The organism is Pseudomonas neuropathica, from assembly GCF_051174785.1.
Taxonomy (GTDB): Bacteria; Pseudomonadota; Gammaproteobacteria; order Pseudomonadales; family Pseudomonadaceae; genus Aquipseudomonas; species Aquipseudomonas neuropathica_A.
On sequence record NZ_CP195111.1, the window covers coordinates 578053 to 601931 of the forward strand.

Here is a 23879-nt window from a genome sequence, read left to right on the forward strand (position 1 = left end):
GATCCCGAAAAGTTGACGAACGGTCTGTCGAATGTTCAGATGCCGGCCTGTTTCAGGTGCCCCCTGCCGCCGTGCATGGGGTGAAACGGGAAACCGGTACGTTCTTTTCGAACAAGTCCGGTGCTGCCCCCGCAACGGTAGGCGCGTGATGCTTTCGACAGACCACTGTGGCCACTTGGCCATGGGAAGGTGAAAGCCTCGATACGCGCGAGCCCGGAGACCGGCCTGAAATGCTGTTTGGCAAAATCCTGCGGTGGGCGGGCATGGGCCGGTATTGGCTGTGCGCGATGCCTTCTCCTGCATGCTCTTCTGCGAAGATCCTTTTCGAGAAGACAATGATTCGACCTTTCAACACTTCTGCTCCAAGCCTGTTCCTTGGCTGCCTGTTCAGCCCGCTGCTGCTGGCCGATGACGCGCCGCTGGAACTCAATCAGCAAATCATTTCTGCACCGTCAGTGGAATCCACCACCGTCGCCGACATGGCGAAGTTCGGCAGCAAGGTCGAGATCGTCAGCCGTGAGCAGATCGAACGCGCCGGCCCCAGTGCCGATGTCAGCCGCGTCATGCAGATGTTCATTCCCGGCCTGTATGTGGCGCCGAAAAACGGCCCGTTCGATTACGGCACCTATTCGCTGCTCGGCGGGCGCAGCGACGACACGCTGATCCTGCTCGACGGCGTACGCCTGAACAATCGCCTGTACGGCGGCCTCTATCTGGACACCCTGCCGGCCAACGCCATCGAACGCATCGAAGTGCTCAAGGGTGGCCAGAGCCTGTTGTTCGGCACCCAAGCCGTGTCGGGCGTGATCAACATCGTCACCCGCAGCCCGCAGTCGCGCAAAACCTCCGGCGAAGTGAATCTGGGCGTCGACAGTTTTGGCGGCACCACCGAAGATGCGCGGGTCGAGAATATCTTCACTAACGGTTTCGGCGATCTCGGCTTACTGGCGTACGTCAGCCACAACGTCTCCGATGGCTATCAGCCGTATCGCAACCGCGACATGAAAAACGATTCCGGGAAGAACCGCGCCTACGAAGTCACCACCTTCGGCGGCAAGGCGATTCAATCGTTCGGCGATGATTCAAGGCTGGAACTGTTCTACCAATATGCCGACGCCAACCTCGACTTCGCCCGCCCGGTCGACAACCACAAGACCACCAACGACCGCGTGCAGCAGATCGCCACGGCAACGTTCGAGCAGAACATCAACGAGCGCCTGAGCTACTTCATCAAAGGCCATATCAACGACTGGGATACCCGCTACACGCGGATCAACAATGTCGCCGGTGGCGGCACCCAAGTCATCAATCACAACGACTATTGGGGCTTCACCGACTGGGGTGTGCAAGCCGAAGGCAAGGCTGAACTGCCCGGCGGCCATGTGCTGGTGTTCGGTACCGACAACCAGTGGTTCAAAGGCCAGGACGATGTGCTGATCATCGACAACGACAAGGCCGAAGCCCACGCGTTCTACACGCAACTGCGCCCGCAGATCGACGCCCTGCCCGACTGGCACCCGAGCATCGGTGTGCGTCACGAAGCCATGAGCGGCGGCGACAGTGCCACGGTCGGCATGCTCACTTCGCTGTACGACCTCAATGACAACTGGTCGGTGCGTGGCCAATACGGCAGCGCCTACAAACTGCCGAACGCCGAGCAACTGTTCGTCAACGAACCGGGCGACGAGATCGGCAATCGCAACCTGAAACCGGAAAAAAGCCGCAACGCTGAACTGGGTGTCGACTACAAAGGCTTCTTGCTCGACCGCGAATTCGGCGCCAGCGTGACCCTGTTCAAACGCAAGATCGACGACCTGATCACCCTCGATGACATTCAGTGGGTCAACGGTGAAGGCCAGGTGCGTATGCGCGGTTTCGAGGCTGACGCCAAACTGGCGCTCAACGATCATTGGAGCCTGCAAGCGGACATGACCCGCAACCTGACCGAATCGCGTACGGGGGCGACCATCAACGATATTCCGAGCTTCTTCGCCCGTTCACGCGTGGGTTATGAAGCGGAAAACCGCCTGTGGGGTGCCGGCGGCGCGATCCGCTACATCCACGACATCACCAGTTCGAAACAGGTTGAATACGGCCATTATTCGGTGGTCGATGCCGACGCTTATCGCTACCTCGACAATGCCCACCACCACCGCGTGAGCCTGCTGGTGGAAAACCTCTTCGACCGCGATTACGTCACCAGCCGCTCGAGCAACGTCGATAACCTCGGCCGGCCGTTCACCTCCGAAGTGCGCTACACGTACCGCTTCTGATGAGTGAAATCACCACCATCGACGGCGTCGATACGCACCCGGACTGGTCGCAGGTGCCTGAGCATGCGCGCCATGTGTTCCTCTGCACTGGCCCACGCTGCACCCAGCGCGGCGCCTTGCAGTTATGGAAAACCCTGCGCCGGCATTTGCTCGCGCACGACCGCATCGAGACCCCGGGCGGCGTCTTGCTGACTCGTACGCACTGTCAGTTCCCGTGCAATCCGGGGCCGGTTCTTACGGTGTATCCGGAACGCTGCTGGTATGGCGTGCACAGCCATGAAGATGTGCAGCGACTGGTCGAAGGGCATCTGGTCGGCGGTGAAGTGGTCGAGGATTTGCTGATCAAGGCGCGGACATGAGATCGATCCTGTATGCGCTTGGCGCCCTACTCTGCGCAACGCCCGTGCTCGCCGACAGTTACCGTAACTGCGGCGAGGACTGGCACGCCGTTCAGCCATCGCGCATCGTCGCGCTCAATCAGCATGCGGCTGACCTTGTGCTGGCGCTGGGCGCCGGGCCAGCGCTGGTCGGCGTGGCGTATCTGGATGACACCGCCGCCGGCCAGCGGTCATCCGAATATTTCGGCGTGCCAGTGATCGCCCGCCAGTACCCGGCCAGCGAGGTGCTCTACGCGCAGAAACCGGATCTGGTGATCGGTGGTTTTGCCACCGCGTTCGGCGACGGTGTGACCTCACGCTCGGGGCTTGCGCGCAATGGCGTGGGTTCGTATTTGCTGGAATCGGTCTGCAATGGGCACTCGCTGGATTACTTCGCACATGTGCGCAATGACTTGCTGACGCTTGGCAAACTGCTACACAAACAGGCAAAGGCGCGGCAATTGAGCGAGGCCATGGACGCCGATCTCGCCAGCGCCCGCACCTTGGCCGGTTCGGGTAAACCGCTGTCGGTGTTCTACCTCGACAGTGAGGTCAAAGGCCTCGACAGCGAAGGTCAACGCGGGTTTCTCACCCCGCTACTGGCCGCCGCCGGTGCGCGCAATGTGTTCGCCGAGATCAATCTTTATCGGGTGACCGTCAACAGCGAAACCCTGCTGGCCAGCGACCCCGACGTGATTCTGCTGGCTGACGCCGAATGGTCGCCGGCCAGTCGCAAACGCTATCTGCTGACCCACGACCCGGTGCTCTCGCAACTGCGCGCCGTGCGCGAGAACCGAATGATCGAAATCCCCTTCACGCACCTGCTGCCGACCTTCAACAGCGGTCGAGTGGCGCTGGATCTGGCCCGCCAGCTCAACGCCTTGAACAAAAAATAATGAACCCGCCGCACCCCACGCCACCTAACGCACAGACCAACAGGAGGTAGCCAATGCAAATCGAAACCGTGTGGATCGTACTGGCGGCAGTTCTTCTGCTTATCGAACTCTGGGCCATCAATCGGGTGCGCAAGAGCGAGGGGAAATCGAGCAATAAAGGCGTGTGGATTGTGCTGATCGTGTTTGTGCCGTTGTTCGGTTTGATCGCGTGGGCGCTGGCGGGACCCAAGCATGTCCGTCAGCACTCAGCGTCTTGAGCTGATTCTTTCGCCGTGGTGCGGGGCTTGCCGTTGGCAGCGCCCCGCTGTTCAAGGTTGATCAACTGACGGGCACCAATGGTGGCATCTCTTCCATTTGCGCCAGCGGCACGTCGCTGCTGCCGGGGGTCAGGATGACCTTGCGGCAGTTTTCCTCTTTCTTGTCGAAGATCTTGTAGCCCTCGGCGGCCTGCTCAAGGGACAGCCGATGGGTGATGATTGCGTCGGGCTGCAAGGCGCCAGTCTCGATGTAACCCAGCAGTTCCGGCAAATACCGCTGCACGTGGGTCTGGCCCATCTTGAACGTAAGGCCCTTGTCGAACGCATCGCCGAACAGAAAGCCATGGATAAATCCGGCATAGACGCCCGGCACGCTCACCACTCCGCCGCGTCGTACAGCCGCGATGCACTGGCGCAACGCTTTGCCGCTGCTGCCTTCAAGTTTGAGCGTGGCGAGGATGGTTTCGGTGGTGCTGCCCTTGGCTTCGAACCCCACCGCATCGATGACAGCATCGACGCCACGACTGCCCGGGGTCTGGCGAATGATGGTATCTGCCGGATCATCGTCGTCATCGAAGTTGATCGGAATCACGCCGTAGGTGCGTTGTGCGTACTCAAGCCGATAGGGGTGGTGATCGACCATGAAAATACGTTCCGCACCGAGCATTTTCGCGCACGCCGCGCTGAGCAGTCCCACCGGGCCAGCGCCATAAATCGCCACGTTCGACCCTTGGCCGACCTGCCCATTGGTCACCGCTTGCCAGGCGGTTGGCAGAATGTCGGAGAGGAACAGGACCTTCTCGTCCGCCAACGTGCCCGGGACTTTGAAGGGGCCGGTGTTGGCCTTGGGCACCCGCACAAGTTCCGCTTGGCCTCCAGGAATTCCACCGTACATACGGCTATAGCCAAACAACGCGGCAGGTGGCGGGATGATTTTCTTGTTCATCGCCGCACCGGGGCCGCTATTGGTGGTCTCGCACGCGGCATACAATTCCTGCTGACAGAAAAAACAGTCACCGCAGGCAATCACGAACGGAATCACCACCCGGTCACCGGGCTGCACCGCGGTCACGGCGGAACCGGTTTCCTCGACGATGCCCATGAATTCATGGCCGAAGATATCCCCATGCTCGACAGTCGGAATCTTGCCCCGATACAGGTGCAGGTCCGAGCCGCAAATGGCGGTCGCAGTGACGCGCAGAATAATATCGTCGGGCGCTTCGAGTCTGGGGTCAGGCACGGTCTCGACTCTCACGTCGTGAGCGCCGTGATAGGTCATTGCTCGCATGGCGAAGCCCTCGCACTGATGGATGAATTGGCTGCTGCTTCCAATACGGCACGACAGCGTCAGAACGAGTTCAGTGAGATTTTGTAGAAACCGGATCAGCGGGAACCACCCTCCCCGCGCACACGGACTTTTCCGCTGAAGACCCGAAAGCCGAACGTGTTGTAGATCAATGTCACCGGGATCAACACGGCAAACCCGACCAGCATGAACAGTTGGCTTTTCGGGCTGGACGTCGCGGCTTGCAGGGTCAGGCTCGGCGGGATGATCAGCGGATACAAGGCGATCAGCATGAGGGCGAAGGCCAGTACAAAGACGCCCAGCGCGGCAAACAACGGCAGAAAATCAAAGCGCCCGGCGAACCCGCAGAAGAACACCAACAGACAGACGCCGAGCAGCGCTGCGACGGGAATCCAGACGCGTGGGTCGCTCAATCGCTGCGCATACTGCGCGTGCAATGTTGCACTCCAGATGACCAGCAGCAGCAACCCGAGGACGGTCAACACGGCCAGTCGTCGCGCCTGTCGCGCGGAGCGCCGTTGCAGTTCATCGACGGTGCGCCAATACAGCCAGCAGGTGCCCAGCCACGTGTAGCCCAGCACCAGCACCAGGCCACAAAACCACGGAAACACGCGCAACCATTCGCTGCCGTCACCGATGTATTGACCGCCCCTGTGCGGCACGCCTTGCATCAACGTGCCGAGCACCACGCCCTGGATCGCGCCGGTCAGCAATGAACCACTCATCAACACACGATCGACCCAGCGCTTGCTGCGCTCGCTGGGAGCGTGGTCGCGAAATTCCAGTGCCAACGCCCTGAGCATCAACGCCAGAAACATCAGAATGAACGGCAGGTACAGCGCGGGCAGCAAAATCGCGTAGGCCAATGGAAACAACGCCAGCAGCCCGCCGCCACCCAGCACCAGCCAGGTTTCGTTGGCGTCCCAGATCGGCAGGATCGTCACCGCCATGGCGCGCCGATGGTCGCTGCACGGGGTCAGCCCCATCAAGACACCGACACCCAGGTCGGTGCCATCGAGCAACACGTAGTTCAGCACCGAAAACCCAAGAGCGGCGGCGCACAGCAGGGTTATCCAGTCAGTGTCCATGCGTCCGCTCCTCAGCGTGCCCGGTTTCTTCGGCCAGCGTCGGTTGCGGACCGGGTTCGTCTTCATGCGCAGGCTCACGCAGCAAGCGCAACAGGACCCAGAGTCCGATGCCGAAGACCAACAGATAAAACGCCAGAATCAGCACAGTCGACCCCAGCACCTGTTCACGCGAGACCGGCGACAGACTGTCCGCCGTGCGTAACAGGCCGTAGACGGTATAGGGCTGGCGGCCGACCTCGGTGACCGTCCAGCCACTGAGCATGGCCAGAAACCCGGCCGGCGCCATCAGCACGCAGCCCCACAACCAGCGGCGCGCGACGTAGAGGCGTTGTCTGCGGCGCAGCACCAGACTGATCACGCCCTGCCCCAGCATCAGCAGCCCCAGTCCCACCATCAAACGAAAGGCAAAGAACACCGGCGTCACCGGCGGAATGTCCTGCGGCGCAAACTCGTCCAGCGCGGCAATGCTGCCGCTCAGATCGTGCCGCAAGTACAGGGAACCGATGCGCGGAATCGCGATTTCCCAATGATTGCGCCGCTCGGTCATGTCCGGCCATGCCAACAGGCGCAAGGGTTCGCCCGCCCCTGTTGGCGGGCGTGTCCAACTGCCTTCGATGGCCGCCACTTTTTGCGGCTGGACCTTCAGGCTGTGCTGACCATGCAGATCACCGACCACCATTTGCAACGGCGCCACGATCACAATCGCCCACAGCGCCATGGAAAACTGCAGGCGTGCCCGTGGATTCTCCGGTGCCCGCAACAGTTGCCACGCGCCGGCACCTGCGACCAGTGTCGCCGTGCCGAGCAACGTCGCCAGCGTCATGTGCGCCAGTCGATAGGGAAAGGAAGGATTGAAAATGATCGCCCACCAGTCCTCGGCCATAAAGCGGCCATCGGTGGCGATCGAATAGCCGGCCGGCGTATGCATCCAGGAATTGGCCGAGAGAATCCAGAACGCGCTGATCAAGGATCCCGCCGCGACGGCACAGGTGGCAAAAAAATGCAGGCGCGGACCGACCTTTTTCAGCCCGAACAGCATGATGCCGAGAAAGCCTGCCTCAAGAAAAAATGCTGCGAGCACTTCGTAGAACATCAGCGGGCCAAGGATATCCCCGGCCTGCACGGACAGCCGCGACCAGTTCAGCCCGAACTGGTATTCAAGGATCAGCCCGGACGCGGTGCCCACCGCGACGTTGAGCGCAAAGACCTTGAGCCAGTAGCGATAGACATCCAGATAAACCTTGCGCCCACTGCGTAGCCAGAGCGCCTCGAGGACCATCAGAAAATTGGCCAGGCCGATGCTGAACGCCGCGAGCACGATATGAAAACTGATGGTGATCGCAAACTGCGCGCGTGCCGCCATCAGGGCTGAATCAACAGCGTCCATGCCATTCGCTCAGTGACGAAAACGGCGTGTGACCGTTTGCGTAGATCAGCCTCTCGCTCAACATGACGTCCACCTCGAAGAACACTCGGATGCGCGTTGGACAGCTATGTCGGCGTGCAAATTCAGCCAAGGCTGTGAACTGCAATGCTCGCACGACGCAGGTCATGCAGGCTGCACGAAGGCAGATTGCCTCAGGCGCTGTAAACCTTTGAAGTGACGGCTTTTTTCCGGATCGATGAATTGGCATGGCAAATGCCACAGTTACAGAGCATTCACAGCGCCGTGAGACAACGGCCTGTGTTAACTCCGTAACAGCCGAGGAACCATAATGAACGCCATCGACCTTCTCAAAGCCGATCATGCAAAAGTCAAAGACATCCTCAGCCAACTCAGCGACTCGACGGAGCGGGCGCTGAAAAAACGCGTGGAACTGTTGGGCAAACTGGAGATGGAAATCACCATCCATACCCGGCTCGAAGAGGAAATACTCTATCCCGCCTTCAAGGCCGCCGGCAGCAAAGAACAAGACGTCATGTACTTCGAGGCCAAGGAAGAACACCGCACCGTCGACTCACTGGTGCTGCCTGATCTGAAACTCACTGACCCGGGCACCCCGGAGTTTTCCGGTCGGGTGAAAGTGGTCAAGGAACTGCTGGAGCACCATATCGAAGAGGAAGAGACGGAAATGTTTCCTCAGGCGAAAAAACTGTTGGGCAAGGAGAAACTCGAAGAGCTGGGCGCGCAAATGGAAGCCATGAAGGCCAGTTGCAAGAAGGAAATGGCCGCGGGAAATATGGCCGCTTAACGTGTTGCAAACGGACGAGCCCGGCTTTGGCCGGGCTTTTTTCTGCTTGCTCGCAGGGTCCCCCTGCTGCAGGATCGGCGCCTCGACAACAGGGAATGTTGCAATGAAAAAGACGCGAATTGTGGTGGTGGGTGCAGGCATCGTTGGCGCCTCCTTTGCGTATCACCTGTCCGGCAAAAGTGCGCAGGTCACGTTAATTGAGGCCGGCGAGATCGCCAGCGGCGTGACGGCAAGTTCCTTCGCCTGGATCAATACCACCTACACCGGTGCTGATCCGATTGCGCAATTACGCGGTGCGGCCATCGAAGCCTACCGTCGACTCGAAACCGAGCTCCCGGATTTGCAGATCCACTGGAGCGGAGCTTTGTCGTACAACGCATCGGCAGAACATTCGGCTTCGGCGACGCTGCTATCGGCTGCCGAAGTGCTTGCCCGCGAGCCCAACCTGAAAAATCCCCCACCCTGCGCGTTGTATCGCGCGGAAGAAGGCGCGCTAGACGCCGTGCAGGCCACCCACGCCTTGATTGCCGGCGCGCAGGCGCTGGGGGCGCAATTACTCACCCGCACTCGGCTGATCGGTTTCAAAACCTGCAAAGCAACCGTGACCGGCGTTGAAACCACAACAGGCACGATCGATGCCGACCTTGTTGTGCTTGCCACGGGGACTGCCACCCGGCAGTTGACGCAGATGCTTAACGTCGCTCTGCCCATCGACGCCTCGCCTGCCATTTTCATCCGCTACAAGACCCAACCGGGCCTCGTCAAAGGCATCATTTCCAGCCCTGAAATGGAGGTCCGACAAAGTGCCGACGGTACGTTGCTGGCCGCTGAAGACTATTTGGGCGAGGCGCCGGGCAACTCGCCGACAGACATCGCCCGGCAAACCGCCGTAGCCATACGCAAAGACCTTCACGGGGTGGTGTCCATTGAGCCGCAAACCGTCGCCGTCGGGTTCCGGCCCGTGCCCGCTGATGGCCTTCCTATTGTCGGTTACTTGCCCGGTGTCGGCGGGGTTTACGTTTGTGTGATGCATCCTGGTGTGACGCTGGCGGCAATCGTCGGGCGCCTCGCCAGTGAAGAGTTGCTGGATCGCCAGTCATCTGCGGCCCTTGCACCATGCCGCCCAGAGCGATTCCTTCAGACTTGATTCAGGCTTGCCGACGTTTTGCAGCAAGGGGTCTGCGCGGGCAACGCAGCGTCATGCCGGGCACTGGCAAATAGAGCAAAAACAGGAGAGCAGCATTGACGGTACGCAAGGACGCTTCATTCGCCTATCAAGCGGTCTACCACTACATCGTCGGCCTGATCGAGGCCGCCAGTGGCACGACTGAGCAAAAACTGCCGTCGCTGCGACAACTGGCCCTGCGCCTCGGCGTTTCGGTGTCGACAACCAAATACGCCTATGCACTGCTCGAAGACGAAGGCAGGATTCACGCCAAAGCCAGGTTCGGCTATTTCACCCGGCCGATGCCGGCGGCGCCTGTGACGGCCAGCTCCGGCAATCTTCTCGACAGCGTCTTCGCCAGTGCCCGACAGCCTGCGATGTTGGCGTTGAGCAGCGATGCCCCGGCGATGCTGCTGTCGCTACAGCGACCGTTGTTGCTGATGGAGCGCGAACTGACCCGCCAATATCCGCACGCCCACACGCCACCCTATCAGCCCCTCGGCGAGCCCGAATTGCGCGCCGCCCTGGCAGAGCGTTACACCCGTTCCGCGCACAGCCACTGGCAGGCCGAGCAGGTGTATATCGGCGCGGACCTGCGCAGCGTGCTGGAAGTCTCACTCAATGCCCTGAGTCTCGGCGGCAGCGTGGCGCTCGTGGAATCGCCCTGCTCGTGGGCGATTCTGCGTCAACTGCAGGCGGCCAATATCCGCGTCATCGAAATGCCCCTCGGCGATGACGGCCGCTTCAACCTGCCTGCATTGAAGGCGTTACTCACGCGCGAACCGGTGCGCCTGGCGGTGCTTTCCTCCACGGTGAATATCCCCCAGGGCCAGTTGATGCCGGCGCAGGATAAACAGCGGATCTGTCGCTGGCTGGCCGAGCAGGATATATGGCTGTTCGAAAACGACACGTGGGGCGAGTTGTGTTTCTCTGATTCACCCGCGCGCTACCGCGATTTTGCCGATCCGGACAAGCTGCTGGTGTTGTCGACGTTCGACAAGATCATCGGCGGCGAAGCGCCGTACGGTTATGTGCTGTGCCGCCAGCACGCCGCGCAATTTCATCGATTGTTCATGCAGCGTGGATTTCGCCTCTCACCGGTTCGGCAGAAAGCAATTGCCAGACTCTACAGCTCCAGGCGCATCGACCAGCACCTGACCACCCTGCGCGCGATGTTGTTCAAGCGCATGCAACAGCTACAGACCTTGCTGGAAGAACACCGTGAAGGTCAGTGGCAGGTAGTCGTCCCACAAGGTGGTGCGAGCTTTTGGCTCAAGGTTGCGCACGCAATCGACATGCAACCTGTGTTCGAGCGCTTGCTGGCCGAACGAATCGTTATCGCTCCCGGCGAAATCTTCAGCCAGCAAGGCGCCTGGAAGCAGTACCTGCGCCTGAGCTACACCCTCGACTGGGACAAGGACATCGGCCACGCGGTGAAACGCCTGGCGCAGGCGATCACCGAAGAAAACCGCGTCTAGAGTCCATAGCAATGCCGCGCCTCAGGAAATCGGCCATGGCGCACATCCTCGGCAAACTGCGCGCACGCCTCGCTGATCATCGCGCCGACATCGGCGTAGCGTTTGACGAAACGCGGCAGATGCTCACCGCCCAGACCGAGCACATCTTCGGTGACCAGCACCTGGCCGTCGCAGGCCGGTGAGGCGCCAATGCCGATGGTGGGCATTTTCGAGTCCAGCGTGATCTGCCGCGCCACGCCTTCGGCCACACCTTCGAGCAACAGACTGAAAGCGCCCGCGTCGAGGTTGGCTCGCGCATCTTCGGCAATCACTGCGCCGGTTTCAGCGGTCAGGCCCTGGGCCTTGAAACCGCCCATGACATTGACGAATTGCGGCATCAGCCCGACGTGGGCCATAACCGGAATACCTCGTGCCACGAGAAACTCGACAGTGGACGCCAAAGCCTTGTTGGCCTCCAGCTTCACCGCGTCGCAACCGGTACGCGCCAATACCTGAGCGCAATTACGAAAGGCCTGTTCATGGGATTCCTGATAGCTGCCGAACGGCATGTCGGCCACCACACAGGCCAGGCGCGTGCTATCGACCACCGCCCGCGTGTGGCCGATGATTTCTTCGAGCTGCATGCTCAGTGTCGAGGGGCGCCCATAACCGACCATCGCGGTGGAATCGCCGACCAGAATGAAGTCGACAATGGGGTCGATCAGTTTGGCGATACTGCTGGAATACGCCGTCAGCGAGACGATTTTCTGTTGGCCTTTCATGGCCACCAATTGCGGTACAGTCAGGCGTTTGGTGCGGATATGCAGGCTCATGGACGACTCTCCGAGGCTGCCGTCCGTGAACGATAAATGTCGCCAGATTGAATGCGTAACGCTTCCATACAGTGCCCAACTCCAAAAGATTCGAGCGCTCGATTATTCGTTTAACGCCGAAACATTCAATGCACAGATTGGCCTGAAAAAGCGACCCAGATGCATCCTGCTTCGTCAAAATTCCCGCAAGATCCTGGATGCTTTATTTCACGGTTTACCGCAGGATGCGAAGCACATGCACAGGTCAATCGATGGATTTTGATCTCGGATACCACTCGAAACGGAAGTCACCCCATGTTCGAACGCAACAAACTGGTCCCGGAACTGATGGTGACCGACCTGCCACACAGCCTGGTGTTCTGGGTGTCTTGCCTGGGGTTCAGCATCGCTTATCAGCGGCCCGAAGACGGTTTCGCCTATCTGGATCTGAATGGCGCGCAGGTCATGCTCGAACAGGTTGATCCGCACGCTGGTCAATGGTTGACGGCACCGCTGAGCAAGCCCTTCGGACGAGGTATCAACCTGCAGATCGACGTCGCCGAAGTCGCGCCGATCATCGGTCATCTCGGGCAGGCCGGTTTTTCGCTTTACCGTGACTGCCAGGACACCTGGTATCGCGCTGACAATGTTGAAGTCGGCCAGCGCGAATTCATCGTTCAGGATCCCGATGGATATCTGGTCAGACTGGTAGAGCGCTTGGGTGAACGAGCCATTTGACGATCATGAATAACCCTTGCGAAATATCCGCAGGAACCCTATCGAATGGTTCCATCCTGCCGACAACATCCTGGTGGACAGCGAGGGGTTTTCACGACGCCAGTCCACCTCCCTGTAAGTGCCACTTCCTATTACGATTCAAGAGGCTGCACCCATGAGCAATGCCTGGAACGAAGGTTATTTCACCGACGAAGGCTACACCTACAGCTATAGCCGGGAAATCAATCCGGTTTTCCAGCGTTACTGCCTGTTGTTGCGCGGCTTTGCCGGTCTGGACAATCCTGACGGTTATCACTGCGAACTCGGTTTTGGTCAGGGTGTATCGATCAATATCCACGCCACGGCCAACCCCGGCGGCTTCGTCGGTACGGACTTCCACCCCGGTCAGGCGGCCCATGCCATTGAACTGGCGGAACTCAGCAACAACGGCGCAAGACTCTATGACGACAGCTTCGAGCAACTGCTGGCGCGCCAGGATTTGCCGCAGTTCGACAGCATCAGCCTGCATGGCATCTGGACCTGGGTCAGCCGTGACAACCAGAAGCTGATTGTCGAATTCGCCCGGCGCCACCTCAAACCGGGTGGTCATCTGTACGTCAGCTACAACGCATTCCCGGGCTGGTCGCCTTCAGCGCCGTTGCGCCAATTGTTCAGCCTGCACGACCGCTTTGCCAATCACTCGACGCGGGCGGATCAGCGCATCGATGCCGCGTTGCAGTTTTCCGAAGCGTTGCTGGCGGCCAACCCCAAGTACGCCTTGGCCGCACCGAGCCTGGGCGCCCGACTGCAGACCATCAAAGGCCAGGACCGTCAGTACGTCGCCCACGAATACTTCAATCGCGACTGGAACTGCATGTATTTCGCCGACATGGTTGATGCGCTGGCCCCGGCCAAGCTCGATTACGTGACGACGGCGGTGCCGCTGGATTCGGTCGATGCGCTCAATCTGAGCGCCGAAGGCCTGGCCTTTCTCGACGGTATCGAACATCCGGTGATGCGCGAGCAGGCACGTGACTACTTCGTCAACCAGGCTTTCCGTCGCGACCTGTACGTGCGCGGTGCCAACCGACTGAGCGCCACCGAGCGCCGCTCGCGCATGCTCAATACGCGATTTGTGCTGATGCAACCGGCAGAAACCGTAGCGTCCAGCGTTACCGGCCCGGCTGGCGAAGCGTCACTGCAAGCGGAAATTTACCGCCCGGTCCTCAATGCACTTGCGGGCCAGACGTATGAAGCCAGAACAATGCAGCAGCTGCTCGATGCGGTGTCGCCAATGGCCTATGACGATCTGGAACAGGCCATCGCCATTCTGATCGGCATGGGCGCGGTTGCCCCTTGCCAGAGCGAAGCCGCCGAGGCGTTGGTGTACGAACGCTGCGCAGCATTCAACCTGCAACTGTGCAAGCGCGCGCTGTTCAACGCTGACATTCAGGTGTTGAGCAGTCCGGTCACCGGTGGTGGCGTCACGGTCAGCCGCTTCCAGCAACTGTTCCTGATTGCCATCCGCCAAGGCAAACAGCACCCGGCGGAGTGGGCGCAACTGGTGTGGAGCGTCATCGCTGAACAAAACGAAGTGCTGGTCAAGGACGGCAAACCGCTGACCACCGCCGAAGCCAACATTGCCGCGCTGACCGAACAGGCCCAGGCATTTGCCGAGCAATCGCTGATCGTGCTGAGTGCTTTGAAAATCGTTTGATTGCGGTGGGTGGCGCGCAGTGGTGCAGGCAGGAAATCTGCTTCCATTCGCGCCATCCGCACAGATCACTGCCGGCAGTCAAAAGCCCATGGCCAACAGCAGCATTTGCCAAGAGGCGCCTTAATCAAACGCCCCGTTCAGCACCTCATAAATCAGACCGGTTGCCAGCGCCACCAGTATCAGGTCTGTGCCCACCTGCTGCCATTCGTAGCCATCGTAATGCGGCAGATGGCCGACCAGGCGTCCATCGAGTTTTTTCGCGATCCCGGGCGGCAGCGGTTTGCCGCGCGCAAGGTTCTTTTGAATGCCCGGTGGCAGCGAAGGGCCCGGGCTCCAATAGTCGCGGTAGCCGCCGACAATTCCGAGCACATTGCCGCGGTCGATGCTTGGGCCATGACTCCAGTCGCCACCGGAGTTGTTGCCCTTGTTGCCGCCATTGCCTTTCTGGTTACCGTGCCCCTGCACGTTCTGCGAATTGCCCTTGCCATTGCCCTGCCCTTGGCCCTTTCCGTTACCGGGATCAGCCAATGCCATCGCCGAACTGAAAACCAGCGCCAGGGAAGAAACCGTTGCAATCAACGTACGTGACTTGATCATACGGCGCGCCTTCATGGTGGGTTGCTCCTGTGTCATCTTGACGTTACACATCAGCTTAGTTTATTTCGCTTGAGTGATCGTTGGTTCCAGTGGATCTGCGCATGGCCGACACCCCGCCGGACCTTCGAACAAAATTCCAACCGCCCTGATCGATGCATCTACGCTCTCTCCATCGCCCCCCGCCCGGAGACTCGCCATGACTCGACCGCTGCTGACTGGCCTCGCCATTTTCGCCTTAAGCCTTATGGCCCAAGCGGATGTCATACCGTTTCCCGCCAACTTCCATACTCAAGACATCAAAGTCGACGGCGCGACGCTGCACGTACGTGTCGGCGGCAAAGGCCCGGCCGTGGTGCTGTTGCATGGTTTCGGCGATACCGGCGATATGTGGGCAAAGTTCGCCGGCAATCCGGCCAAAGTCGATGAAGGCACCCGCCAGCACTACGCCAAGCTTTACGCCCGCCCCGGCGCCATGTACGCCGCGTTCGCCCAGTTTCGCAGCATTCGTCAGGACGCCCTCGACAACGCTCCCGTCCTGCAGAAACACTTGAGCATGCCGGTGCTGGCCGTGGGCGGTGAAAAGTCCTTCGGCAACAATGAAGCGATCGTCATGCGCAATGCTGCAGACAACGTCACCGAGGTGGTGATCCCGGCGGCGGGACATTGGTTGATGGAAGAAGCCCCGGCGCCGACGATCAAGGCTGTGCGCGACTTTATCGCCATGTGAGGAATTAGCGTTGCCTTGGCCCGATGCTTACGTCAGGATTCGCCCCTTTTCGAGCGAAAGGAGCAAATGTGGAGCGTCTATTCGTTTAACCGGGTATGACAATTGCTGACTCAGTTTACGCCCTTCGCCAGTCGACATTTACCCTTACGCACAGAGCAGAACACATGAATCGCCAGAAAAAACTGAAGCAGTTGTTCAAGGAAAAGGCCAAAAAGGCCAGCGCCAAACTCGCACCGAAAAAGCCCAAATACATCAGCAAGGCTGACCGGGCGAAACTGGAGGCTGAAGCCGCAGAGCCAGTCGAAACCCGCGAAAGCTGAAATCCCCCTCGCATGGCGAAAAAATCCTCTGCGTTCTCCAGCAGAACACCGTGCGAGCAGTTAACCCTGACGGCGTCGCCCAGGCCGAGCGGCGCCTCTCATAGCAACAGATCCACCACCGGCTCCAGCACCACTTCCGGACAAGACTCCGCCACTGCCGCCCTCATGATCGTCAAAGCGCCGGCATCAAGAGGTTCTCGATTGAATGCCTCATCGCGAGACGCGACGCTCGGCCACGCGGCATAGCTGTACCACCAGCCGTCAGCACCTCGGTGCAGACGCGACCCGAGCGAGCCTCGTTGTATCAATTGTTCAGACAGCAAAGCCCAGGCTTGCTTGAAGGCTTCCTCTTTGCCGCTGTGCAGTTTCCATCGGTATAAAACAGCAATACTGGAAAGACTCATGATAGGCGGTTGTCCTTTTCTCACCGATATTTGCCTGCGGATCTCCAGTCGAGATTGTTGTCAGGCGCCTCTTGTCTACTTCCTCTGCATTGTTGGATCAAAACCACTTAAGCAAAAGCTGCACCAACTTACCCTGCGAAACCCGTAGACCGTTGGCTCCATGAATACCCATCGAATTGGATCTTTCCTTAACGTGCTGCCGCCCTAAACTGGTTGCACAACCCTGTTCGACCAGGAACGGAAACCATGCCTGTACTTGATTTCAACTGCCAACTCGCCCTTTATGGGCGCACGCTGAAACTCAGGGCGTTGAGCGCCAGTGATTTTGAAGCGCTGTTTTCAGCGGCCAGTGACCCGCTGATCTGGACCGGCCACCCCGCCAGCGATCGCTATGAGCGGCAGGTGTTTGAAGCGTACTTCGCCGCGCGACTGGCGAGCGCAAAAGCACTTGCCGTCATCGATATCGAGTCGGGGCAGATCGTCGGTATGTCGAGCTACTACACGCCGCCCGATCAGCCCGAGAGTATCGCCATCGGCTACACCTTTCTGACGCGGACCAAATGGGGTGGTGAGGCCAATCGTGAGTTGAAGGCACTGATGCTGGAACATGCCTTCAAGGTCTACGACATCGTCTATTTCCACGTTGGCCCCGCCAACCTGCGTTCGCAAAAAGCGCTGCTGAAAATCGGCGCCGTGCACTTGTATGATGCCGAGTTGAACCTCTCCAGTGCACCGGCCCTGTGCAAGTGCTATGGGCTGACCAGGGAACAATGGATCGAGTGCGTACGGTTCAGTAAACGGCAAGTCTGAGCGCACCTTACGAGTCAGTCCGCATCAAGAAGGCGTTTTACACGTCAGCCACGCGCCCCAGAACAAACTGCTGAAAAACCGCGTCGGATCGCCAAACCCGGCCTCACGCAACAGCGCCTGAACTGCCGCCTCGGAATGCGGCGGATCGGCGCCTTGCAGGATCTTGCCGAGTTTGGCTTGCACCTCTTGCGCGCTGGCGCCCTGCTGCCGCCAACGCTGTCCCCACGCCTGCAGTAATAACGGTTGGCTGGCATAGGCGTAATGATTGCCCGCGACGATCAGTGGCGCGCCCGGTTTGAGGCGCGCCTGAATCGATTGCAGGATCTGGCGCTTGGGTTCGTCACCGTCCAGATGATGGAGCACGCCAATCAATGTTGCCGCGTCGAATGACGCATCGGCGGGCAGGTCCTCGACATACCCGAGATGAACCTGCGTCCGATGCCGCAAGTCGTTGGCCTGTAACTGCTGCACGGCGGTTTCCAGCATCGGCGCGGAAGGATCGACCGCGATGAAGCGCCACTGCGGCTCCAGCGCCGCCATCGCAAGGATTTCCTGCGCCGTACCGCCAGCGCCGACCACCAGTATGTTGGCCGGCCGCGAACCGAGACTGGCGGCCAACATGCAGGCCGCCAGATCGTGACAGGCGTCGTAGCCGGCCAGGGCGATGCGACTTTGCCGGGCGTATTCGCTGGCGCGCGAGGTGTCGAATTTTTCTGCGGGGCTGGTCGAGGTTTGGCTCACGGCAATGCTCCTTGTTTTTGAGCACGCTACGCCGAAGTGAGCGCGAGTAAAAATTCATTCGGTTCATGCCCCGCATTCCTCAAGGGAATGCGGGCGTGGGAACCTGTGTTGCGTATTACCGAGCAAGCAATGCTTGCAGCCCATTGTGGCCATCGACGATCAGACTGCGGATCAGTGTCTGATAGTGCTCAGCACTGTTCGGCTCTCGAAGATCGAACCTGGCCAGCCAACTGAGCAGTGTTTTGTCTTGCCCGGTCAAAGCCACCAACTTCACGCTGGCCACATAATTGTCCAGCGGTAAAGGTGCCTCTTCAAAGCAGTAGGAAAGCGTTAACGCCGAGTCATCAACCGACAACAAGCGCTCTCTGACAACGGCGCCATCGCTCAAAGTGAGCGTGCGAATGCACCCCACCGTCTCGGGTCCTGCGCCTTCGATATGGCTGTGCACAATCGAAGGGTGCCAATTCTTGATCTCGCCAAACTGCTTCACCACGTTCCAGACCTGTTGTGCAGCGCCATCCACCACAGCGGAAAACTCAACCTTCGACATCTCCATTCCTCTTCTGATTGATCATTCGCCGACCCCGGCAGCGAGCTACCGGGATCGAACGTTACTCAGGCCTCGAACTGGTGATAAACCTTGGCAATGACCTTCCAGACGCCGTCAATTTTGATCAGGGTCAGATAGTCGTTGTAGTCGGCACCAATCGCATCCGTTTCCATGTCCACACGCACCACAGCGGTGGTCGGTGTGATCGCCAGCACGTCGAGCCGCGTGCTGATTTCGGGGGCTGCGCCATTTTTCTCGACGAAATCAAACAGGTTCTTGATCGGGCCGCCGAGTAATTCGCCGTTGGTGAAACCGTACATCACCGCCTCTTTATGGAAGGCTTGAGCGACGCCTTGCGCGCTGCCAATACGAAGGCCTTCGACGTATTGGTTGGCGGTGGCGATCACAGCGTTGTATTCAGCGGTCGGCACGGCTTTGATGTTCTTGGACATGATTGTTTCCTATCGTTGGAGGTGAGTGACAAAGGCTGCCGGGAGCCAGAATTAGTACCCGGCAGCAGGAACAGCCGCCGATTACCAATCCTGGCGCGTCGGCGAGATGATCAGGTCGTTGACGGTGACGTTTTCCGGCTGGTTGAGCGCGTAAATCACCGCACGCGCGATATCGTCAGGCGCGATGGCGATGCGGTTCAGTTCCTGGGCGGCCTTGCGCCCCTCTGGATCACTGACCTTGTCCGCCCAGCCGGTATTGATAACGCCGGGGCTGACCGTGTTGACGCGGATGCCGTGCTGCACGCCCAACTCCTTGCGCATGGACTCGGTCATGGCCTGCACGAAAAATTTGGTGGCGCTGTAAACACCCGCCGCCGGCCCGACTTGATGGCCAGCCACCGAGTCCATGTTGAGGATCTGCCCGGACTTGTGCTCCAGCATCATTGGCAGCACGGCTGCTGTGGCATTGAGATAGCCCTTGATGTTCACGTCGATCATCTTGTCCCAATCCTCTACGGCCAGATCGACCCAGTTGGAGAACAGCATCAGCCCGGCGTTGTTCACCAGAATGTCGACCGCGCCATAGGTGTCCTGCGCGAATCTGGCGAGCGCCCGGGTTTGATCCGGCCGGGTCACATCAGTGGTAAATGCACACACGTCATGACCGGCTTCACGCAACTCGGCGACGAACGTATTCAGACCCTTTTCGTCCAGCGCGGCGGCAACGACGCGAACGCCGTGTGCCGCCAGCGCACGTGTGGTTGCCGCCCCGATACCGGAAGATGCGCCGGTGACGATGGCGACTTTGTTATGTAGATAATTCAAGTTCCGCTCCTCTTTACAGTGAATGCGATTACATCCGGGTGGATATTCAGGCGTTAGCGGTTGGCCAGTCGATGTAGCCTTTGGCGCCACCGCCGTAGTAACTCTGACGCGGGGCAATGGTCAGTTCGAAACCGCGGCGCAGACGCTCCACCAGATCGGGGTTGGCAATGAACAGGCGACCAAACGCGACCGCATCGATGCGGCCCTGCGCGCGCCTCTCAAGCGCCATCGCCAGGTCGTAGTTGTTGTTGCCAATGAACGCGCCTTCGAACTGCGCACTCAACGCGTCCAGATCCACGCCCGCCGGCACGGTGCGCGAAGTGGCGGTGGCGCCTTCGACGAAATGCAGATAGGCCAGATTGAATCGATTGAGTTGCTGGATCAGATAGCCGTAAGTCGCCATGACGTTGCTGTCGGGCGGCGTATTGCCGGCATCGGGGGTTACCGGCGACAGGCGGATACCAACGCGGTCGCTGCCCCAGATGGACACCACCGCTTCGGTGACTTCCAGCGTCAGCCGGGCACGGTTTTCGATGGAGCCGCCGTACTGATCGCTGCGCTGATTGGTCGAATCGCGCAGAAACTGGTCAAGCAGATAACTGTTGGCAGAATGCACTTCCACACCGTCGAAACCGGCTCGCTTGGCATTCTCGGCGGCCAGCTTGTATTGCTCGATGATTCCGGGAATTTCCGAGGTCTCAAGCGCACGCGGCATCGACACTTCGACAAAGCCTTTCTCGGTGTACGTGCTGCCCTCAGCCTTGATCGCCGAAGGCGCAACCGGAGCCTGGCCATTGGGCTGCAACTCGACACTGGAAAAACGCCCGACGTGCCACAACTGGCTGACGATTTTTCCGCCGGCGGCATGTACGGCATCGGTGACTTTCTTCCACCCGGCGACTTGCTCTTGCGACCAGATACCCGGGGTCATTGCATAGCCGCGCCCCTGAGCGGAAATGTTCGTCGCTTCGGCGATGATCAGGCCTGCACTGGCGCGCTGGGCGTAATAGGTCGCGTGCATTGCATTCGGCACGCCGTCGTCGGCCATGCGGCTGCGGGTCACCGGCGCCATGACTATCCGGTTGGCTAACTGCAGCGCGCCCATAGTCATGGGCGAGAAAAGGTCGGTATCTACAGCGTTATCAAGCATAAGAACTCCAAATCAATAGACCGGTCGTCTAGTAAAAAGAACCAAAAAAACGCCCCTCTGCCAGCGGGCGTGCACTCGTTAACAGTGCGATTTCAAAAGCTTATGTCCGCGAAAAACTCATACTTCGGCTGTTGCAGGAGCACGTGAAGGTTCCAGAGCCGCCCTTTCCCACTTGGCAATCACCAGCGGCGCGATGGCATTGCCCAATACGTTCAGCGTGGTCGTGCCGCTGTCGATGATCCTGAAAATACCCGCAATCAACGCCACGCCCTCCAACGGAAGACCGGCTGACGCCAACGTTGCGGAGAGGATAATGATGGCGAACCCGGGCACCCCCGCAGCTCCTTTCGAGGTGAGCACCATCGTCACCACCAGCAGGATCTGCTGCGACAGCGACAGGTCGATTCCATAAAGCTGCGCGACGAAAATCGTCGCGACCCCGAGGAAGATCGAAGCGCCGTCCAGATTGAATGCATAACCCACCGGCACCACGAAACTGACGATCCGACGCGGTACGCCGTAGCTCTCCAAACGGCTCATCAATTGCGGCATGACCGCGGCGGATGCAGCACTTGAGAACGCCAGAATCAGTTCACTGCGGAAGTAGCGAATCAACTTGAAAATGTTCTCGCCAATCAAGTAGCAAATGCCGCCGAGTATCACCAGGGCGAAGACCATCAGCGCCAGGTAAACCACACCGATCAACTTGAGCAACGGCAACAACGAGGCAAAACCAAACGTCGCGACCGTTGCGCCAATCATGCCGAAGACGCCAATCGGCGCGTAGGCCATGACCATTGAGACGACTTTGAACATCGCATCGGAAATGCTCTGAACCAGCGCGATTGCAGGTGCACTTTTTTCTCGCGGCAGCGCATTCAAAGCGAGGCCGAACAGCACGGCGAAGAACAGCACCGAGAGCAATTTCGCTTCCGACATCGCCACCAGGACATTGTCCGGCACGATGTTCTGCAAGATCACCAGCGCGCCTTTTGACGGCTCCATGCTGATCGATGCATTACCGTGCGAGAGGCCGGAAATATCGGTACCGGTACCCGGCTCGAAGATGTTCGCGAAACACAGGCCGACGACGATGGCCAGCGCAGTGATCGCAAAGAAATAGCCCAGCGACTTGATGCCCATGCGGCCAAACGACTTGTTATCGCCACCGCCGGCAATGCCCAGAATCATGCAACAGAACACAATCGGTACAACCACCATCTTCATCATCTTGATAAAGATGTCACCGAGGGGTTTGAGAATCTCCGCACTTACCCACGTTTGATACTGCGGATGGGTATTGAAATACCAACCGACGAGCACGCCAAGCAACAGCCCGGCAACGATTTGCCACACCAAGGGAATACGTTTCATGTCTAGCCTTTTTGTTGGAATGAAAGGTCTGCGCTAAGGGCAGTTGCTAGAGTCATGAGCTTCCAGCTCACTAGAGAACAAATGGCACAACCGGGTTGTGCCATGGCGGATGTCATTTGGCGAAGAGCTGGCTCATATCCTTGAAAGCCTTGAATTCCAGAGCGTTACCGCACGGATCAAAGAGGAACATGGTGGCTTGCTCGCCAACCTGCCCTTGAAAGCGGATGTAAGGTTCGATCACAAACTGAGTGCCAAAGGACTTCAGGCGCTCGGCCAATGCCTCCCACTGTAGCCAGCCCAGAATGATGCCGAAGTGCGGCACAGGAACGTCGTGACCGTCCACCGGGTTGCTGTGAACACTTTCCTGGGAGGCGGTTTTCGGGTGTTCGTGAATAACCAGTTGATGGCCATAGAAGTCGAAGTCGACCCACTGATGACTGGAGCGCCCTTCTGCAAGTCCAAAGACCTCACCGTAAAAGGTGCGCGCTGCAGCCAGATCGTAAACGGGGATTGCGAGGTGAAAAGGCGAGAGGCTCATCAGAACTCCGATCATATTCTTGTGGGTTGGTGAACGTTCCTACCGTCATCGGCGCTTTGGGTCAGCCGCTGGCGGGGATGAGAAACATCCTAGGACGGAAAACCCAACATAAAAATCAATATATATTTCTTAGAAACACAATTAATATTTGTGAATGATCAAAGAACTGAAGACACTCATTGCAGTAGCGCGCGAAGGTACATTCGCTGCTGCCGGTAACCGGATCGGCCTCACACAGGCCGCCGTCAGCGCACAGATCCAGCGTCTGGAAGCCGAACTCGGCTTTGAGCTTTTCGACAGAAAGGGACGCTCGGCCCATCTCAACAGGATGGGCCACCAGATACTGCTGCAAGCGCAAGAACTGCTGCGACTCTACGACAGTCTCGGTACGACAACGGTGGGACTGCCGCCCAGCGTGCTGGTCAACATTGGCGCGATTGCGTCGGTGCAGCGCTCTTATCTGCCTGATGCCCTGGCGAAGTTTCACCAACACTGTCCGCAGTGCCGATCCCGCGTGGTGCCGGGGTTGTCGATGGAACTGGTCAACCTCGTTGATACTGGCGAGATCGACATGGCCGTGATCATCCGCCCACCCTTCTCACTGCAGAGTGATCTGCGCTGGACCACCCTGGCGCTGGAGCCTTACCGGTTGATCGTGCCTCGCGCAGTGGCGGGCGATGACTGGACCCACTTGCTGTGCAGCCAGCCCTTCATTCGCTATGACCGATCCTCCTTCGGCGGCAGACAGGTTGACCGTTTCCTGCGGCAGATGCATTTCAACCTGCACGAGGTCTGTGAGCTGGATGAACTGGAGGCGATCATCAAATTGGTCGAGAACGGAGTCGGCGTAGCGCTGGTGCCGCAGACGGCGCCGGATTTTGCCTGGCCCGCCGGTGTCCGGGTACTCGACTTCGGCCAGCACACCTTCCACCGCGATATCGGCCTTGTGCACCGGTCTCGCCAGACCTTCACCGAACCCGTGCGGATGTTGGCCGAGCTGATCAGTGCTCAGATGAGTCCCGGCGCAATCCCCGATGCGTTCAAATAGAACAACCATTAACTGCGTCAATAACAGCCATTAATTCAATGAAGTTCTCTTATCAGTCTCGCGGCGTAAGATCGGCTCCAGACCCA

The 23879-nt window shown here is 59.1% G+C and carries 26 protein-coding genes and 1 riboswitch; of the genes, 13 read left to right on the forward strand and 13 right to left on the reverse strand.

What is annotated here, in order from left to right:
- Window positions 1-37 precede the first annotated feature (37 nt).
- A riboswitch (cobalamin riboswitch) is annotated at window positions 38-243 on the forward strand.
- 92 nt (window positions 244-335) lie between these two features.
- Genes ACRRSD_RS02750 through ACRRSD_RS02765 form a run of 4 tightly spaced genes read left to right on the forward strand, consistent with a single transcriptional unit; the run spans window position 336 to window position 3803 of the window.
- Window positions 336-2273, forward strand: a complete 1938-nt coding sequence (locus tag ACRRSD_RS02750; RefSeq protein WP_435037011.1) for a TonB-dependent receptor plug domain-containing protein — start codon at window positions 336-338, stop codon at window positions 2271-2273.
- Window positions 2273-2632: a (2Fe-2S) ferredoxin domain-containing protein gene (locus ACRRSD_RS02755; RefSeq protein ID WP_435037012.1), complete on the forward strand. Its 360-nt coding sequence runs from the start codon at window positions 2273-2275 to the stop codon at window positions 2630-2632. The genes ACRRSD_RS02750 and ACRRSD_RS02755 overlap by 1 nt, the downstream gene beginning before the upstream one ends.
- Window positions 2629-3546, forward strand: coding sequence for an ABC transporter substrate-binding protein (locus tag ACRRSD_RS02760; RefSeq protein WP_435037013.1), 918 nt, complete (start codon window positions 2629-2631; stop codon window positions 3544-3546). The genes ACRRSD_RS02755 and ACRRSD_RS02760 overlap by 4 nt, the downstream gene beginning before the upstream one ends.
- A gap of 53 nt (window positions 3547-3599) precedes the next feature.
- Window positions 3600-3803 (forward strand): PLD nuclease N-terminal domain-containing protein, encoded by a 204-nt coding sequence (locus ACRRSD_RS02765; RefSeq protein ID WP_016984840.1) that lies wholly within the window; start codon window positions 3600-3602, stop codon window positions 3801-3803.
- Window positions 3804-3864: 61 nt separating this feature from the next.
- Here the strand turns inward: ACRRSD_RS02765 and ACRRSD_RS02770 are convergent, their stop codons facing one another.
- The 3 genes from ACRRSD_RS02770 to ACRRSD_RS02780 form a co-directional block, all read right to left on the reverse strand.
- Entirely contained in the window at window positions 3865-5091 is a 1227-nt protein-coding gene (locus ACRRSD_RS02770; protein WP_435037014.1) for a zinc-dependent alcohol dehydrogenase, read from the reverse strand.
- 95 nt (window positions 5092-5186) lie between these two features.
- Complete coding sequence (cydB, locus tag ACRRSD_RS02775; protein WP_435037015.1) at window positions 5187-6197, reverse strand: cytochrome d ubiquinol oxidase subunit II; 1011 nt, start codon at window positions 6195-6197, stop codon at window positions 5187-5189.
- Window positions 6187-7584, reverse strand: a complete 1398-nt coding sequence (locus ACRRSD_RS02780) for a cytochrome ubiquinol oxidase subunit I (RefSeq protein WP_435037016.1) — start codon at window positions 7582-7584, stop codon at window positions 6187-6189. The genes cydB and ACRRSD_RS02780 overlap by 11 nt, the downstream gene beginning before the upstream one ends.
- A gap of 328 nt (window positions 7585-7912) precedes the next feature.
- Between ACRRSD_RS02780 and ACRRSD_RS02785 the strand changes: the two genes are divergently transcribed.
- The 3 genes from ACRRSD_RS02785 (at window position 7913) to ACRRSD_RS02795 (ending at window position 11032) form a co-directional block, all read left to right on the forward strand.
- Entirely contained in the window at window positions 7913-8389 is a 477-nt protein-coding gene (locus ACRRSD_RS02785) for a hemerythrin domain-containing protein (RefSeq protein WP_122854441.1), read from the forward strand.
- Between the two features lie 103 nt (window positions 8390-8492).
- Window positions 8493-9536: an NAD(P)/FAD-dependent oxidoreductase gene (locus tag ACRRSD_RS02790; RefSeq protein WP_435037017.1), complete on the forward strand. Its 1044-nt coding sequence runs from the start codon at window positions 8493-8495 to the stop codon at window positions 9534-9536.
- A gap of 95 nt (window positions 9537-9631) precedes the next feature.
- Window positions 9632-11032 (forward strand): PLP-dependent aminotransferase family protein, encoded by a 1401-nt coding sequence (locus ACRRSD_RS02795; RefSeq protein ID WP_435037018.1) that lies wholly within the window; start codon window positions 9632-9634, stop codon window positions 11030-11032.
- Here the strand turns inward: ACRRSD_RS02795 and panB are convergent.
- Window positions 11029-11844 (reverse strand): 3-methyl-2-oxobutanoate hydroxymethyltransferase, encoded by an 816-nt coding sequence (gene panB / locus ACRRSD_RS02800; protein ID WP_435037019.1) that lies wholly within the window; start codon window positions 11842-11844, stop codon window positions 11029-11031. The two genes, ACRRSD_RS02795 and panB, sit on opposite strands and share 4 nt — an antisense overlap.
- 294 nt (window positions 11845-12138) lie before the next feature.
- Here panB and ACRRSD_RS02805 point away from each other — a divergent pair, with 294 nt between their 5' ends.
- Window positions 12139-12561, forward strand: a complete 423-nt coding sequence (locus ACRRSD_RS02805) for a bleomycin resistance protein (protein ID WP_435037020.1) — start codon at window positions 12139-12141, stop codon at window positions 12559-12561.
- Window positions 12562-12715: 154 nt separating this feature from the next.
- Entirely contained in the window at window positions 12716-14257 is a 1542-nt protein-coding gene (locus ACRRSD_RS02810; protein ID WP_435037021.1) for a methyltransferase regulatory domain-containing protein, read from the forward strand.
- 120 nt (window positions 14258-14377) lie between these two features.
- Here ACRRSD_RS02810 and ACRRSD_RS02815 read toward each other — a convergent pair whose 3' ends face one another.
- The gene (locus ACRRSD_RS02815; protein ID WP_435038470.1) at window positions 14378-14854 is read right to left on the reverse strand and encodes an anti-virulence regulator CigR family protein; all 477 of its coding nucleotides are present in this window, start codon (window positions 14852-14854) and stop codon (window positions 14378-14380) included.
- A gap of 196 nt (window positions 14855-15050) precedes the next feature.
- Between ACRRSD_RS02815 and ACRRSD_RS02820 the strand changes: the two genes are divergently transcribed.
- Together ACRRSD_RS02820 and ACRRSD_RS02825 are read left to right on the forward strand one after the other, a co-directional pair.
- A complete protein-coding gene (locus ACRRSD_RS02820; RefSeq protein ID WP_435037022.1) occupies window positions 15051-15581 on the forward strand; it encodes an alpha/beta fold hydrolase in 531 nt (176 codons plus the stop codon).
- A 164-nt stretch (window positions 15582-15745) separates the two neighbouring features.
- Window positions 15746-15901 (forward strand): DUF2986 domain-containing protein, encoded by a 156-nt coding sequence (locus ACRRSD_RS02825; RefSeq protein ID WP_080762070.1) that lies wholly within the window; start codon window positions 15746-15748, stop codon window positions 15899-15901.
- 98 nt (window positions 15902-15999) lie between these two features.
- Here the strand turns inward: ACRRSD_RS02825 and ACRRSD_RS02830 are convergent, their stop codons facing one another.
- The gene (locus ACRRSD_RS02830) at window positions 16000-16305 is read right to left on the reverse strand and encodes a hypothetical protein (protein ID WP_435037023.1); all 306 of its coding nucleotides are present in this window, start codon (window positions 16303-16305) and stop codon (window positions 16000-16002) included.
- Between the two features lie 246 nt (window positions 16306-16551).
- Here ACRRSD_RS02830 and ACRRSD_RS02835 point away from each other — a divergent pair, with 246 nt between their 5' ends.
- Window positions 16552-17115, forward strand: coding sequence for a GNAT family N-acetyltransferase (locus ACRRSD_RS02835; RefSeq protein WP_435037024.1), 564 nt, complete (start codon window positions 16552-16554; stop codon window positions 17113-17115).
- A 24-nt stretch (window positions 17116-17139) separates the two neighbouring features.
- Here the strand turns inward: ACRRSD_RS02835 and ACRRSD_RS02840 are convergent, their stop codons facing one another.
- From ACRRSD_RS02840 to ACRRSD_RS02870, 7 genes are all read right to left on the reverse strand, one after another.
- Window positions 17140-17856: a class I SAM-dependent methyltransferase gene (locus tag ACRRSD_RS02840; RefSeq protein WP_435037025.1), complete on the reverse strand. Its 717-nt coding sequence runs from the start codon at window positions 17854-17856 to the stop codon at window positions 17140-17142.
- A gap of 115 nt (window positions 17857-17971) precedes the next feature.
- Entirely contained in the window at window positions 17972-18406 is a 435-nt protein-coding gene (locus ACRRSD_RS02845) for an SRPBCC family protein (RefSeq protein ID WP_435037026.1), read from the reverse strand.
- A 65-nt stretch (window positions 18407-18471) separates the two neighbouring features.
- Entirely contained in the window at window positions 18472-18858 is a 387-nt protein-coding gene (locus tag ACRRSD_RS02850) for a nuclear transport factor 2 family protein (RefSeq protein ID WP_435037027.1), read from the reverse strand.
- A gap of 81 nt (window positions 18859-18939) precedes the next feature.
- Window positions 18940-19683, reverse strand: a complete 744-nt coding sequence (locus tag ACRRSD_RS02855; protein ID WP_435037028.1) for an SDR family oxidoreductase — start codon at window positions 19681-19683, stop codon at window positions 18940-18942.
- A gap of 46 nt (window positions 19684-19729) precedes the next feature.
- Window positions 19730-20833, reverse strand: a complete 1104-nt coding sequence (locus ACRRSD_RS02860; protein WP_435037029.1) for an alkene reductase — start codon at window positions 20831-20833, stop codon at window positions 19730-19732.
- A gap of 117 nt (window positions 20834-20950) precedes the next feature.
- On the reverse strand, window positions 20951-22207 hold the full coding sequence (locus ACRRSD_RS02865; RefSeq protein WP_435037030.1) for a cation:dicarboxylate symporter family transporter: 1257 nt from the start codon (window positions 22205-22207) through the stop codon (window positions 20951-20953).
- A gap of 112 nt (window positions 22208-22319) precedes the next feature.
- The gene (locus ACRRSD_RS02870; RefSeq protein ID WP_435037031.1) at window positions 22320-22745 is read right to left on the reverse strand and encodes a VOC family protein; all 426 of its coding nucleotides are present in this window, start codon (window positions 22743-22745) and stop codon (window positions 22320-22322) included.
- A gap of 154 nt (window positions 22746-22899) precedes the next feature.
- Here ACRRSD_RS02870 and ACRRSD_RS02875 point away from each other — a divergent pair, with 154 nt between their 5' ends.
- A complete protein-coding gene (locus tag ACRRSD_RS02875) occupies window positions 22900-23793 on the forward strand; it encodes a LysR family transcriptional regulator (protein ID WP_435037032.1) in 894 nt (297 codons plus the stop codon).
- Window positions 23794-23879 lie beyond the last annotated feature (86 nt).